Source organism: Pseudomonas sp. P97.38 (genome assembly GCF_001269745.1).
GTDB classification, from domain to species: domain Bacteria; phylum Pseudomonadota; class Gammaproteobacteria; order Pseudomonadales; family Pseudomonadaceae; genus Aquipseudomonas; species Aquipseudomonas chlororaphis_E.
In genome coordinates this window covers 142,588-156,154 of record NZ_LHVJ01000012.1, presented here as the reverse complement: position 1 = coordinate 156,154, position 13,567 = coordinate 142,588, and the positions used below count along the sequence as shown (strand labels likewise).

The 13,567-nt window shown below is 60.6% G+C and carries 11 protein-coding genes and 2 pseudogenes; 6 read left to right on the top strand and 7 right to left on the bottom strand.

Going from position 1 to position 13,567, the window contains the following annotated elements:
* Window positions 1–141 precede the first annotated feature (141 nt).
* Window positions 142–1,020: pseudogene (locus tag AD664_RS28155) on the bottom strand (methyl-accepting chemotaxis protein); the annotation flags it as partial.
* A gap of 400 nt (window positions 1,021–1,420) precedes the next feature.
* Between AD664_RS28155 and AD664_RS07715 the strand changes: the two are divergent.
* From AD664_RS07715 to AD664_RS07700, 4 genes are all read left to right on the top strand, one after another.
* Window positions 1,421–2,092: a histidine phosphatase family protein gene (locus AD664_RS07715; RefSeq protein WP_083454162.1), complete on the top strand. Its 672-nt coding sequence runs from the start codon at window positions 1,421–1,423 to the stop codon at window positions 2,090–2,092.
* A gap of 24 nt (window positions 2,093–2,116) precedes the next feature.
* A complete protein-coding gene (locus AD664_RS07710; protein ID WP_053145682.1) occupies window positions 2,117–2,965 on the top strand; it encodes a phosphatase PAP2 family protein in 849 nt (282 codons plus the stop codon).
* A 748-nt stretch (window positions 2,966–3,713) separates the two neighbouring features.
* Window positions 3,714–4,055, top strand: a complete 342-nt coding sequence (locus AD664_RS07705; protein WP_042728173.1) for a DUF6124 family protein — start codon at window positions 3,714–3,716, stop codon at window positions 4,053–4,055.
* A 61-nt stretch (window positions 4,056–4,116) separates the two neighbouring features.
* Complete coding sequence (locus AD664_RS07700) at window positions 4,117–5,622, top strand: leucine-rich repeat domain-containing protein (RefSeq protein ID WP_256207083.1); 1,506 nt, start codon at window positions 4,117–4,119, stop codon at window positions 5,620–5,622.
* Window positions 5,623–5,641: 19 nt separating this feature from the next.
* On the opposite strand, the gene AD664_RS07695 is transcribed toward AD664_RS07700, so the two are convergent.
* The 5 genes from AD664_RS07695 to AD664_RS07675 form a co-directional block, all read right to left on the bottom strand.
* The gene (locus AD664_RS07695) at window positions 5,642–5,947 is read right to left on the bottom strand and encodes a HigA family addiction module antitoxin (RefSeq protein WP_042728178.1); all 306 of its coding nucleotides are present in this window, start codon (window positions 5,945–5,947) and stop codon (window positions 5,642–5,644) included.
* An 8-nt stretch (window positions 5,948–5,955) separates the two neighbouring features.
* Entirely contained in the window at window positions 5,956–6,234 is a 279-nt protein-coding gene (locus tag AD664_RS07690; protein ID WP_042728179.1) for a type II toxin-antitoxin system RelE/ParE family toxin, read from the bottom strand.
* A 173-nt stretch (window positions 6,235–6,407) separates the two neighbouring features.
* A complete protein-coding gene (locus AD664_RS07685) occupies window positions 6,408–8,780 on the bottom strand; it encodes a TonB-dependent siderophore receptor (RefSeq protein ID WP_053145680.1) in 2,373 nt (790 codons plus the stop codon).
* A gap of 122 nt (window positions 8,781–8,902) precedes the next feature.
* Window positions 8,903–9,883: a DUF4880 domain-containing protein gene (locus tag AD664_RS07680; RefSeq protein WP_053145678.1), complete on the bottom strand. Its 981-nt coding sequence runs from the start codon at window positions 9,881–9,883 to the stop codon at window positions 8,903–8,905.
* Window positions 9,870–10,385, bottom strand: coding sequence for a sigma-70 family RNA polymerase sigma factor (locus AD664_RS07675; RefSeq protein ID WP_042728200.1), 516 nt, complete (start codon window positions 10,383–10,385; stop codon window positions 9,870–9,872). The genes AD664_RS07680 and AD664_RS07675 overlap by 14 nt, the downstream gene beginning before the upstream one ends.
* Before the next feature lie 199 nt (window positions 10,386–10,584).
* Here AD664_RS07675 and AD664_RS07670 point away from each other — a divergent pair, with 199 nt between their 5' ends.
* Both AD664_RS07670 and AD664_RS07665 read left to right on the top strand, forming a co-directional pair.
* Window positions 10,585–11,418, top strand: a complete 834-nt coding sequence (locus AD664_RS07670; protein ID WP_053145735.1) for an oxidoreductase — start codon at window positions 10,585–10,587, stop codon at window positions 11,416–11,418.
* 23 nt (window positions 11,419–11,441) lie between these two features.
* Window positions 11,442–12,380: an AraC family transcriptional regulator gene (locus tag AD664_RS07665; protein WP_042728195.1), complete on the top strand. Its 939-nt coding sequence runs from the start codon at window positions 11,442–11,444 to the stop codon at window positions 12,378–12,380.
* Window positions 12,381–12,722: 342 nt separating this feature from the next.
* Here AD664_RS07665 and AD664_RS27830 read toward each other — a convergent pair.
* Window positions 12,723–12,844: pseudogene (locus tag AD664_RS27830) on the bottom strand (Arm DNA-binding domain-containing protein); the annotation flags it as partial.
* Window positions 12,845–13,567 lie beyond the last annotated feature (723 nt).

The following is a 13,567-nucleotide window of genomic DNA, read 5'->3' as shown; positions in this document are numbered from 1 at the left end:
GGTCTGCTCGGTGACGGCGGACAGCTCTTCGGCGGCGCTGGCGATCTGGGTCACGCCATCGCGGATGCCGCTGATCAGGTCGCGCAGGGTGACGCCCATGCGAGCGATGCCTTGTTGCAGCACGCCGAGTTCGTCGCGGCGGGTGACGGTGACCGTGTGGGACAAATCGCCACTGGCGATGCGTTCGACCACGGCCAGGGTTTCGCGCAACGGCCCGGTGATCTGGCGCGTGATGACCACGGCGGCAATGATGCCCACCAGCAGCGCCAGCAATGTGCTGACCAACTGCAGGGTACGCGCTTGGGCGCTTTCGGCGTCGCGACGGTCAAGCTGGATCTGGTACAGCTGCTCGCTCAGGTTCACGATGGCCGTGCCCTGGTCGGTCATTTCCTTGCGTGCCTGCACTGTATCGGCGGTGGCGACCTTGAAGGCCTGCAACGCGCTGCGGTACTGGACCAGGGCGTTCTCCAACTGGCGCATTTCAGCTTGGCGGGTGCTGGCGAAATGTTCATCCAGCGGCTTGAGCGAAGCGATGGCGGCGTCCAGTTGAGCGACGGCCTTGCGTTCGGTATCGGCGTTGCTGTTGGCGGTATAGCCGCGCACTTCATAGCGGGCCAGCATGAATTCCTGCTTGGCGCGAGTGATCGCCTGGAACTGCTCGAAGCGCTGGTCGCTCAGGGCCATTTGCTGCACGTCGGTGTTGATCGCCTCGATCAGCTTGTAGGCGGCCTCGGCGTTCGCGCCCATGGCATCGCGGGCGGTGTTGCCCGTGCGATAGGCACTGCGCATTTTGTTCAGGGACACCTGGTAGGCGCTGATGGTTGCGCTCTGCTCCTTGAGCAGCCTGACGTTTTCAGGGCTCTTGAAGCTGCTGAGCAGCGCGTTCTGCTGTGCCACGAAACCATCGAGGGTGGTCTGCACATTTTGTGCGGCGGTTTCGTCGCCGTTGGTCAACATGTATTGCAGGCGCGCAACTCGCAACTTGGTCAGGCCGGCATTGAGCTGGGTGATGTCGCTCATCCAGTTGCTGCGGTCGATCAGCCCGCCCAGGCTGGTCCAGCCGGTCAGGGCCAGGATGCAAGTCAGGACCAGGACCAGGCCGAAGCCCAGGCCCAGCTTCATGTTGACGCTAATGTTGCCAAACCAGCTGTTCATCCAATTCCTCCAGGAAACGTTGTGCTGCTTGTCGTCGGTTGGCTGGAAGAGTTGTTGTTGTTAAGCACCAGCAGAAATGTGTAGCAGGCCTGTATCGGCCGCCTCCTCTGGATCTGAAAGATTTTTTTCCGGGGCTTCGGCTTCCGTTGAAAGATCGGGATCGGCGCCAAGCTTTTTTTCACATCGGTTTCACCGCTTGCCTACGTGAGCCGCTCTACTGTCGCGCCATCGAATGTTTGGGTGGATGCCGTCGGGGCGGCTTGATGTGGAACTGAGACTGAGTCTTTTCGGCCAGACACGCTCGATTGACACGAGCCGGTTTGCCCGTTACCGAAACACCGCGTTCGTCCTGGCTTCGGCGCTGTTGGTGAGTGCGCTGAGCCTCTGGCTGCTGGGCCCGGCGACGCTGCCGGACCTGGCCCATGGCAACGTCGCCGGTGCGCAGGCGTTGGCTGACGGCTGGGCGAAGGGGGAAATGATCGTGCTGGTACGCCACGTCGAGCGCTGCGACCACTCCAAGGCGGCGTGCCTGAACGACCGCGAAGGCATCACCGATCGCGCCCGTGCCGTGGCGGTGGGCCTGGGGGCGCGGTTCGAGCAATTGGGCCTGGACCACGCCGACCTCTACAACAGCCCGTTGACCCGCACCGCCCAGACGGCGGGGTACATGTTCAACAAGGTCAGCGCCGGCGACGATTGGCTGGTCAATTGCCGGCACGACCTGCTGCGCAACGCCCTGGCCCACAAGGTGCCGGGGCGCAACCTGATCCTGGTGACCCACAGCGAATGCATGCAGGCCATGGAAACCGCGCTCAAGCAACCGACCTCGACGTTTGGCTATGGCGCGTCGCTGTTCGTTTCCACCGCCCAACCCCAAGCGCCCCGGCTGCTCGGTTTTATCGAAGCATCTGACTGGCGCTCGGTGACCTTTCAGTAACCTTTCCCACGATCAGGACTGCCCATGCTGACGTCTGCTCGCTCCCGTTTCTACGGGCTCAATCTTGGAATTCCCCTGCTTTGCGCCGTTGTGGTGTTCCTGCTGTTCGACATGACCCGCATCGACATCGCCATCAGCGATTTTTTCTACGACCCGGTGCACCAGGTGTTCCCTTTGGAACACGTACGGCTGTTCGAGCAGATCACCCACAAGTGGGCCAGGATCATCCCGAACTGGACCGGCGAGGCGGCGATCATCGGTGCGCTGCTGTCGTTCATCTGGCCGTTGCTCAAGCCGCAGAATCGCCCTGGGTTGCTGCGCGTGCTGGACAAGGCCAGGCTGAGCAAGCCACTGCGTTTTGCCTACAGGCACCGTCGTGATTTCCTGTATGTGGTCTTCGCTTTCTCCCTTAGCACGGGGGTCATTCATTACCTCAAGGGACACACCAGCGTGTACTGCCCGGTGGAAACCACCCAGTACGCCGGCAAAATCGAGCACAAGGAGTGGTATCAGAACTTCGTCCTGCTGAAGGTCGCCGGTGACGGCCGCTGCTGGCCCGGCGGCCATGCCTCCGGCGGCTTTACCATGCTCGCGCTGTACTTTGTCGCCCGCCGTTATCGCTGGCGTCATTCCAAAGCGTTGATGTACGGCGCACTGACCCTGGGGTTCGTCTACGGCACTACACGAGTCCTGCAGGGCTGGCACTACATGTCGCACACCTTCTGGGCGGGGATTTTCGTCTGGTTGAGCTGCTGGCTGATGGCGCTGGTGTTCTACGGCCGCCGGGTCCTGGAGCAACCTGTGCTGAACAAACCCCAGCCGATGGCGACCCGTGTCTTGCCGAACCTGGACGGGGCTCATCCTTCGGCCTGAAGGGCAGGCAAAAAAAAGCCCGCGGGAGAGCGGGCTAAAACCTTAGTTTCTTGAATGAGCGAGGGGACTGTACCGAATCAGGCAGGCGCATGGGGTGAAGAAAAGTTTATACGGATAGAGGGGATTTCCTGATCCGCTGGCCGAACAATCGCTTTTTGTGGGCGCGGGCTTGCTCGCGAAGACGGTGGGTCAGTCGATATCGATGCCGGATGTTAGAGCGCTTTCGCGGGCAAGCCCGCTCCCACAGGTGATTTGGGGTGCTCACAAAGGCTGTATTCACCCTAAAGCCCATGTGGGAGCGGGCTTGCTCGCGAAGACGGCGGCACAGTCAACACCACATCAACGCCACCACAAACTGCCCCACCGCTTTCCCGAGCAAGCTCGCTCCACCAGTTTGGGAGCAGGCTCGTGCTCTAGATTTTGAAATGCCTTGTGTAGGCACCTTTCCCATTGACTTGCAGGACATTTCCTAGAAAATTCCAACCCCTTGCGCCTGCGGATTTCGGTGCCTAGTCTCTGTTCACCGCTGCCCATTCAGCGGTCGGGTTTAGCAGCTCGGAAATCACGTTAGGCGCATGGCAATCACCATGAACGCGGGCATCTTGATCGTCCGAATTTATGGCGGCTGTGCGCAGGGCATCTTCGGGTGCGCCGGTTTCCTAACGTGCCGGTCTGCTAACCTGCGCATGGCTGCCACCCAATCGTTTAGCAGCGAACGTGGCGGCTCCGACATACGTTAGGAGTACCCATGGAAAAACTCATCCCAGACCCTCCCGTCCCACCGCTGCACCTGGACATCGCCGCCGATCCCAACGCCGAACGTGTCATCGATTCCTATCTGAACGCCAACGCCGCCCAGCCCGCGGAGAACCCCTCGCCGGACCTGCTCTTCACCATCGTCGATGGCGTCGACGCGGAGAGTCTGTTGGCCAACCTCAGCGAAACCCTGGCCTCTGCCAACGTCATGGCCGGTGACCTGGCATTCGAACTGGAGGGCTCGCGACGGCACTTTGCGTTGGGGCTGCAACAGCTGATCGAACTGGGCCAGCTCTTGGCAAACCGGGCACTGGATACGGTGGACCCGAGATAGAAGTTGAAAAATGTGGGTTTGGTCGATGATCAAACCCATTTTTTGCGGCAGCATACCGGGCATGTTCACTTCGGACCTCCAGCCCGTGCCAACCCCCAACCGCGACGCCCTGACCGCCCACCTCGCCCGCGCACCCGATGACGTGGCGGCGCGTGCCTCCCTTTATCGTGATCTGCTCGATGCCGCAGAGGTTTCCCTGGCGGGCGTGCGGGTGGCGGCCGGGTTGTGTGACCCGGCAGCGATGGCGGTGATTGCTGAGTTGAACGTCACGCCCCATTGCAATCGCCCCGGCCCTTTATTGCCGCAGTTGCGTGGCCTGCCGATGGACCAGGTGGTGCTGGAGGAGGCCGAGCCGCAGTGGCTCGATGCCCTGGCCGGGTTGCCGTTGCGCACGCTGGTGCTCAACGGTCCGAGGTTCGGTTGCGGGCCGGACATCTGGGGGCGTTTGCCGGGTGTCGCCCTCGAAAGCCTGGCCATCAGCGGCTTCGCCCGCAACGATGATGCCACCAGCCTCCCGTCGCTCGAACGTCTGCGGCACTTGAAGCTGGACACCTACGGTGAGGACTTCGACGACGGTTTTCTCCGGCGGTTGGCCGGCAGCCCGTTGCAGACGTTGTCGTTGAACCGCTGCGATGACATCACCGATGACGGCCTTCGCGCGTTGTCGTCTTTCTCGTTGCGCTCGCTCACCTTGGGCTGTGCAGGGGCGCTGACTTCTGCCGGTATGCGGCACGTGTGTGCGCAACCACTGGAACAACTGAGCATCGGCTCCAGCAGCGCCATCCTGCAAGATCCTGCGTGGCTCAGCGCGCTAACGGCGTTGCGGTCATTGAGCCTGAACGATTGCTACGCCAGCGCTGCCGCGCTCCAGGCCATTCGCGATCTGCCCCTCGAGCGACTGTCACTTCATGCGGCGTATGTCTGCGAGGACGATTTCGAAGGGCTCGAAGGCATGCCGCTCGCCGATCTGGACCTCAAGGGCTCACGGCAAATGATCGAGCGACTCGATGTACTGCACGGCTTTCCACTCAAGCGGCTTGGGCTCTGCGATGTGCAGGGGATCAGTGCGCAGACGTTGCGCGATCTTGAAGGGTTGGGCTTGGAGTCGCTCGACCTGTCCTTGAACGAGGTCACCTGGAAGGAACTCAAACAACTGGCCGGCCTGCCGCTGAAGCGCTTGAGTCTGAGTTTCTGTCAGGGTGTGGATGGCAAGGTGTTGCGCAAGCTCACCGAACTGGGGTTGCCGTTGGAGCAACTGGAAATCAGCGGCCTGGACCTGCGCGACAGCGACCTGGCGTGCCTGCGTAACCTGCCGTTGCAACGCCTGGGCTTGTACGAAAGCCCGTGGCTGACCGATGCCGGCGTCGCCCATCTGGCCGGGCTGCCATTGCGGGACCTGACGCTCGAGGCGGGGCCGGGGGAGTCGCAGCTTACGTCGGCCATGGTGTCGGTGCTCGAAGGGTTGCCGCTGGAAAGGTTGTCGTTGCGCAATGGCTCGCAGATCAGCGCAGACGGGTGGGATCGCCTGGCCAGGCTGCCGGCCCGCGTCAGCGGCCCGGGTATTTGATGCGCCGCGGTACTTTTAGTTATGCGCAGTGAGGAACCTTCTCCACTTCCCGGTAGATCTGCTCACCTTTAGCAATCTCGGCTGTACGTAAATCATAGGCAATCTGCAGGTTCAGCCAAAATTGCGCTGACGTATCCAACGCGGCCGCCAAGCGCAAGGCAACATCTGCGCTGATGCTGCGACGCTTCAACACAATGTCATTTATCGTGGGGGCCGAAACGTGCAAAGCCCTTGCAAGCGCGGCTGCCGAAAGGCCAAGTGGTTCCAGGTATTCTTCTTTGAGAATTTCCCCGGGATGTACAGGCCTCATGCCGTTCTTAAACATGGCTCACCTCAGTGATAATCGACGATTTCTACCTGTTCGGGGCCATTGATGCCCCAGACAAAACAGATTCGGTACTGACCATTGATCCGAATGCTGTGCTGACCCTGTCTGTCGCCCTGCAGCGGCTCCAGCCTGTTTCCCGGTGGGGAGCGGAGGTCATTGAGTTCGACCGCTGCGTTGAGCATCCCCAGCTTTCGTTCCGCAACTGAAAGGATAGCGGCCCAGCGCCGGGCCTTGCCGGTTTCAAAAAGGGCTTGGGTGTCGGCGCATTTGAAGCTTCGGATCATCGCTTAATGCTTAACGTTATACGTTAAGGCGAGTCTACATCGTTTGCAGGGATACTCAACGGGTTGCCGCATACCGGTTGTCGTGAGGCAGCAAGGCTTGATGCTGGTCGGGCCCATGGAACCCCGTTCAATAACTGACCGCATCAAGTCGAGCACCGCCCTAAACAGCAGACTTACCAGTTGTAACTCAGCTTCGCGGTGATTTCGCGGCCGGGGTTGTAGTAGTTCGCGGTCCCTGAGCCGACCACGTGTTGCTCATCCAGCAGGTTGCTGACGTTGATCGCCAGGTCGGTGCCTTTGAAGAGTTTGTAGTTGAACGCCGCGTCGAACAGTGTCGTGCCATCGCTGGTGTCGGTGTTGGCCGCGTCGAAGTAGTAAGCGCCCACATAGCGTGCACCCAGGCCAACGCTGACATCGGTGTCGGGTACGTTGTAGTAGGTCCACAGCGATGCGGAGTGTTTTGGCGCGGTGGCGAATTCATTGCCCTTGAGTGAGCTGCCGTCATACAACGTGCCGCGCAACACTTCGGACTCCATGTAGGAATAACCACCCACCAGGCTCAGGTTGGGGGTCAGCTCGGCCTTGGCTTCCAGATCCAGCCCGCGGACCCGTGATTCACCAACGGTTTGTTGTTCGATGACACCGCTGGGCAGTACCACGGCGATGCTGACATTTTCCTGGGTCAGGTCGTAGACGGCCGCCGAGAACAACGCGTCCATGCCGATGGGCGCATATTTCACCCCCACTTCGTATTGTTTGCCGGTTTTCGGAATGACTCCCACCGTTGGTGGCGAGACCGACTCGACCATGCTGATGTAGGTGGAAACTTCATCGTTGACGATGTAGGTCAGCGCGCCGCGATAGGACGTCTCGGAGAAGTTGTCCGACTCTTTTACGCGGTTGATGTCGGTGCTGGACAGGTCCATCGAGTCGTTACGCACACCGGCGGTGACGATAAAGCGCTCGTAGAAGGACAGGTTCTGTTGCAGGAACACGGCCTTGGTCTTGGTATCGAGCTTGTCATTGCTATAGGGCGCTACACCGCCGGGGACACCGGTGAACACCGGGTTGGCCAGGTCGATGGAGCCGGTTGGGGCATAGACGGATCGTTCCTCGGTCGAGGAATCGCCATACTCCACGCCCACCAAGGTGCTGCTGTCGATGTTTTCGAAGCGGGCATCGTATTGCAGCATCAAGTTGCCGTTCAGTTGCTCGGCTTCGCTGTCCGTGCCAAAGATGTAGCGAGGCACGGTGGTTCCGGTGCGCGTGGTGGAGTCGCTGAGGAACACATAGCCGAAATCATCGGTCAGCTCGCTGTAGCGCAGGTTGCTGCGCAAGACGAAACCATTGTCGAAGTCATGGCTGAAGGTGCCGCTGAGGTTGGTGCGTTCGACATCGTGGAAGTTGTAGCTGGGTTCGCCGTAGAACTTCTTGCGGTCGTATTCCTTGTCCAGCGGGTAACCGCCACTGTTGGGCGAGCTTTGGGTTTTCAGGTAGTCCACGATCACCGAGGCCGAGGTGAAGTCGGTGGGTGACCAGGTCAGGCCGCCCATCACGAACTTGTTGTCGTCCTGGGAGTGGTCGTACTCGCGCTCACTGTCTTGCATTTTTGCCGTGAAGCGACCGGCCACGGTCTTGTCTTCATTCAGCGAGTCGCCGACGTCGATGCCGGTTTCGGCGTGGTCGAAAGAGCCGTAGGTGACATAGCCCTGGCCGAACTTTTCGAAGCGCGGCTTCTTGCTGACGAAGTTCACCGAGCCACCCGGGTCGGCGGGGCCGAACAACGTGGAGTTGGCCCCGCGTATCACTTCAACGCGTTCATAGGCGAACGGTTCCTCGCGCACACCGCGCATCGAGCCCAGGGTCAGGCCGTCCCGATAGGTGGTGGCCTGGAAGCCGCGGATCTGGAAGTAATCGTTGCGGTCGTCGGTGCCGTAATAGTCGGTGATCACCCCCGGCGTGTACTGCAGCAATTCTTCCGTGGTGCTGGCGCTGCGTTGCTGCATTTCCTTGTCGGTTACCACGGAAACCGAGGCGGGCGTGTTGAGAATGCTGGTGGCCACCTTGCCACCGACCCAGAGTTCCTGGGCGACCACCGACTGGGTGTCCTCGGTGCCATCGACCCGGGCCTTGGCGTTGACGAGGATCGGGGCGAGGCGATAGTCATCCAGTTCGCCGTCTACCTTGGCCTGCGGCGTCAGCAGGTAAGCGTTCGGGCCTTGTTTTTGAATCTCCATATCGCTCCCCTGTAACAGCGCCGACAGGGCTTGGGGGGTATCGAGTGCGCCGCTCACACCCGAGGTCGTGCGGTTCGCGACGCTTGGCGCATCGAAGGAAAGACTGATGCCGGCTTCACGCGCAAAGCGATCCAGCGCCGGTGCCAGTGGACCGGCAGGGATGTTCCAGTGGTGAACCGCGTGGGGCTGCTCGACGCTCGGGGTTTGCGCCAGGGACGGTAGCGCGTAGCTGCTGACGATGACGCCAAAGACCGCGCCGTGCAGGGCGCGATTCAGTCGAAGGCGCTGTGGAACCGGGGACGAACTCATTTACTCGCTCCGTGAAAGGGGATCGGCAGATAGGCCTGTACGTCGGCCTTTCTTACATGCCGAACGAGAATGAGAAATCACCTCATTTTTATTTGATAAGGTTGTGCAACGAGAACATCACCTCAGCTGGCGGCGCTCAAGGTCACCCAATAGTGGGTTCGATAATCGATGCGCAACTGCAATGACTGCGCAACCAAGGCCAGTACCTGATCGGTATCGGCAAGTTGGAAAGTGCCGGAAACGCGCAGCCCCGAGACTTCTTTGGCGCAGCGCAACACGCCGGGGCGGTAGCGCGACAAGGCCTCGATAAAATCATCGAGGCGCATGTGGCGGGCGCTGATCACGCCGTCGCTCCAACTCCATAGGTCCAGGCCGTTGTCCTGGAACTCAGCCACGCCCTTGGCGGTGAACAACCGTTGGTTGGCGGCCTGGACGGTGTCGCTGGCCAGGCTTCGACTGGCCCCGGGAAACACCGTGACGGCACCCGACTGCACCGCGAGGAGTGTGCCGTCGTCACGCTCGTGCGCCAGGAAGCGGGCATTGAGGGTGCGTATGAACCCGTCGCGGGTCTGCAGCCAGAACGGACGCGGTTGCGCCGCGCCGGCATCCGCACTGGTGTTCACGATGATTTCGCCGCGCCGCAGAATCACCAGGCGCCGTTCTGCGGTGAAGTCGCTGTCGACGGCACTGTCGCTGTTGAGTTGGATAAGACTGCCATCGTCGAGTTGGACGCGTTTGCGCTCGCCAGTTTTGCTGTGCTGTTGGGCGAGCAGGGCCGGCAGCGGCGTGTAGTCCCGGCCGAGCCAGGCCGCGCCGCCTGCCGTGGCCAACATGCCCAGCAGCTTCAGGCTCTGGCGCCGATGCAGGCCTGAGCGCGTGCCCTTGAGGGTGTGCCGGGCCAGATCAGGCGGGATACCGGCAAAGTCATCGCCAAGCGCTTCGACACGTTGCCACGCCAACCGATGCTCCGGCCGCTGGGCCAGCCAGTGCTCGAAGGTGCGTTGGGTTTGCTCATCGGCCGGGTTGAAGCGCAGGCGCACCAGCCAGTGGATCGCCTGGTCGACCACGGCCGGGTCCAGCCCCCGGGCTTCACTGGTCGGCATAGCGCAAGCGATAGCAGTGTTGCAGGGCCTTGGCCAGGTCGCGTTCCACCGTAGAACGGGAAACACCCAATTTTTCGGCGATTTGCAGGCAGGTCAAACCGTCGAGCTGGGCGAGCAGAAACGCCTCGCGCACCCTCGGCTTGAGCAGGTCCAGCAGGCGGTCGATCCGCTCGAGGCTGTCGAGAATCAGCAGCCGTTCTTCTTCAGAGGGAGCCTCTTGGGCAGGCAGCAGCGCGAGGCTTTCAAAGTAGGCACGTTCGAGTTCGCGACGGCGATACCGATCGATCATCAGCCCCCGGGCGATGCTGCTCAGATACGCACGCGGTTCGCGCAAAGGGCTGGACTGACGGGACTTGAGCAGACGCACGAACGTGTCCTGCGCCAGGTCTGCTGCGCTTTCGCGACAACCGATGCGCCGGCTCAGCCAGCCATGCAACCACGAATGGTGGCTGCGGTAGAGCAGCGCGAGATCGGCATCACCCAGTGTGTCGTTGCTGCGCATCAGCATCCCGGAAACTACATAATTGATAATGAATCGCATTATATTCAGGCGGTAGACGCCAGGGCAAATTTGCCGGCTTTTGGCGTTCGCCAGGGTGTTCTTTGCCTGATAGGAATAGGCAATGCTGCAAGGCAAATCGGCATAGGTGACGCGCCTGCCGATGGCTACCATGGCGCACACCAACCGATGGGAGTTCGTCATGAATGGTATAAAAACCCTGTTCATCACCGGCGTCAGCAGCGGCTTCGGCAACGCCTTGGCCCAGGAAGCCCTGGCGGCCGGGCACCGGGTCATCGGCACCGTGCGCAGCGAGGCGGCCTTGCAGGCTTTCGAACAACTGTCTGCCGAGCGGGCCCACGGCGTTCTTTTGGATGTCACCGACTTCGCCCTGATCGACAGCGTGGTCGACGCCACAGAAGCCGCTCACGGCCCGGTCGATGTGCTGGTCAACAATGCCGGCTACGGCCACGAGGGCATTTTCGAAGAGTCGCCGCTGGAAGAGATGCGGCGTCAATTCGACGTCAATGTGTTCGGTGCCGTGGCGGTGACCAAGGCGTTCCTGCCGTATTTCCGCCAGCGCCGCGCCGGGCATATTCTCAACATCACGTCGATGGGCGGCACCATCACCATGCCAGGCATCGCCTACTACTGCGGAAGTAAGTTCGCCCTGGAGGGGATCTCCGATACCCTGAGCAAGGAGTTGCAACCGTTCAACATCTTCGTGACGGCCGTCGCGCCCGGTTCGTTTCGAACGGACTGGGCCGGTCGTTCGATGCAGCGCACCCCGCGCAGCATTGCCGACTACGATGCCAGTTTTGACCCGGTTCGCCAGGCACGTCAGGAGAAGAGCGGCAGGCAACTCGGCGACCCGCACAAAGCGGCGCGGGCGATGTTGCAGGTGATCGCCAGCCCGACCCCGCCTGCCCACTTGCTGCTGGGTAGCGACGCCTTGAACCTGGTGCGCGACAAGCTCAGTCGTGCGGCCAGTGAGATCGATCAGTGGGAGGCGCTGACCCGTTCGACCGACGGCTGAGCGACCCGCGCAAGGAGAAGTGGATGACCGAGGCTGATCCGCGCACCGCGCGCATGGTGACGTTGATGGAGCGGCTGGCGCCGGTGGAAGGCTACAACCTCAGCGCCCTGGAGGACGTGCGTTTCCTGCGTTCGAACCGGCCATTGAGTCGCACGCCGGTCTTGTATGACCCCGGCATCGTCATCCTGTGCCAGGGGCGCAAGCGCGGTTACCTGGGGGATGACGTCTATGTCTACGATGCCCGGCATTATCTGGTGGTGTCCGTTCCCGTGCCGTTCACCATGGAGACCGACGCCAGCGAGGCGCAGCCCATGCTGGCGGTGTATATGCGCCTGGACCTGCAGCTGGCGAGCGAGTTGATGTTGCAGGTCGACGAAGCCCTCGGCCCGAGCGATGCCCCGCCCAAGGGCATGTACGCCTCGCCCATGGACGAGGACTTGTGCGCCTCGACGCTGCGCTTTCTTGAAGCCATGAGCACACCGGGTGACGCGCACATCCTCGGGCCGGCGCTGGTGCGGGAAATCTACTACCGCATCCTCACCGGCGAGCAGGGCGGCTCGATGCGCGCGGCGCTGAGTCGCCAGGGCCACTTCGGCCAGATCACCCGCGCGATCCGCAAGATCCACAGCAGCTACCCAGAGCGCCTGGATGTCGAGACTCTCGCCCGCGAAGCCAACATGAGCGTGCCCAACTTCCACCTACACTTTCGCAGCGTGACAGACGCCTCGCCCATGCAATACCTCAAGTCGACACGCCTGCACCAGGCGCGCCTGCTGATGCTGCGCAACGCCATGAACGCCAGGGCGGCGGCGTTCAGCGTGGGCTACGAAAGCGCCTCCCAATTCAGCCGTGAGTTCAAGCGCCTGTTCGGACGAACGCCTCAGGCTGAGGTGCAGTGGATGAAGGCGACGTATGCGTTGCCGGCGCCGGTGGGGGCGTCGGTTTATGTGGCGTCGCATTAGGCATCGGGTGAGTTGGCCAGGGCTGTCGTCGCACGTCGACGAGGCGTGGCAGATTGTGCCGTTCAGCACGGCTATCAGCCTGCAAGTGGCTGCCGGTGTGTACTCAAGCATCATCTGGGCCGTCGAAAATATGGGGGGTTATTGGACGATAAGCTGTTTGTCGTCTTGTTAAAGCGATTCCCTGTGCATGGGAATTCGGAGCCTTCCTATGCGCAGCAACTTTGCTGAAAAACGCACAGCGGGATGAAAAATGGCGACGGTTACCCTATCTGTCGCCAGAGGGTGTGCTCGAATTTCAAGGGGCAGCGCTGCTGTTGCCGTGTCGAAATCGGACCTTATAGCTCCAGAGCCGATGTTGATGCGCTTTTGGGTCACCGGTTCGCGGTAGTTGAAATCCAGAGCACCGAGCCGTTGTTGTATACGCGGAGCTGCAAGCCGTTACCGTCTGTGAGGATGTAATCCCTTGGATTCTGGAGGTTGCGTAGTTACTGGATCGCAGGCACAAAAACAAACGTCTGTGGAGGTCTTTAGATGCTGAAATGGTGGGCCGGGGTAATCTGAATTGATTCTGTATCGTATTGATTTTTATTGATTATTTTCGGTTTGATTTTCTATTGGAATACCTTATGGAATACCATTCGCGAATCTTCTTAAATTCCTGCCTTTACGTCGACCAAAATTCAATTCCACAGCTGTACTTCGGATTTCACCTTTCAGTGGAGCCAACGGCTACTGATAGCGATTGCTGGCGCTTGGTTCATTCCTTCACCCGCTCTGGCGAGTCGGCGCGTGCCTTATTGCTGTCGCGTACGGCAAATGCGCTTTAGCTCCAACTCCTCAAGATGTCGCTCGTATTGAGCTGATGGTTCGCAAGTGGTGGCGGAGCACACTCGATAAGCCTATCGGATCTCTCAGATCAGGGATCCATTGATCGCGTCCGGCTTTACGACGGTCAAGGCTCAGGCTAAGGTGCTGGCATAAGGACATGATTTTCTAACATTTGTCCACGGAAGGTTCTGATCAGTCGTAGTGAAACTACCGCCCTTCCTTTCCGACTTTGTTGTGCCCTGAAAAACGCGTGCCGAGCAAGGTGCTGTCATCGATCACCAACGGGATTGGCGATTGACGCATCAATGTGGCTGTTGCAAGCGTCCCGAACATCAAAAAATTGCTAAATTGAAGGCGGA

Excerpts from the sequence above, each read along its gene's own strand:
- AD664_RS07670 (WP_053145735.1), top strand. The coding sequence starts at position 10,585 with ATGAATGGTATAAAAACCCTGTTCATCACCGGCGTCAGCAGCGGCTTC.
- AD664_RS07685 (WP_053145680.1), bottom strand. The coding sequence starts at position 8,780 with ATGAGTTCGTCCCCGGTTCCACAGCGCCTTCGACTGAATCGCGCCCTG.
- AD664_RS07690 (WP_042728179.1), bottom strand. The coding sequence starts at position 6,234 with ATGATCCGAAGCTTCAAATGCGCCGACACCCAAGCCCTTTTTGAAACC.
- AD664_RS07705 (WP_042728173.1), top strand. The coding sequence starts at position 3,714 with ATGGAAAAACTCATCCCAGACCCTCCCGTCCCACCGCTGCACCTGGAC.
- AD664_RS07710 (WP_053145682.1), top strand. The coding sequence starts at position 2,117 with ATGCTGACGTCTGCTCGCTCCCGTTTCTACGGGCTCAATCTTGGAATT.
- AD664_RS07675 (WP_042728200.1), bottom strand. The coding sequence starts at position 10,385 with ATGCGCAGCAACGACACACTGGGTGATGCCGATCTCGCGCTGCTCTAC.
- AD664_RS07680 (WP_053145678.1), bottom strand. The coding sequence starts at position 9,883 with ATGCCGACCAGTGAAGCCCGGGGGCTGGACCCGGCCGTGGTCGACCAG.
- AD664_RS07700 (WP_256207083.1), top strand. The coding sequence starts at position 4,117 with ATGTTCACTTCGGACCTCCAGCCCGTGCCAACCCCCAACCGCGACGCC.
- AD664_RS07695 (WP_042728178.1), bottom strand. The coding sequence starts at position 5,947 with ATGTTTAAGAACGGCATGAGGCCTGTACATCCCGGGGAAATTCTCAAA.
- AD664_RS07665 (WP_042728195.1), top strand. The coding sequence starts at position 11,442 with ATGACCGAGGCTGATCCGCGCACCGCGCGCATGGTGACGTTGATGGAG.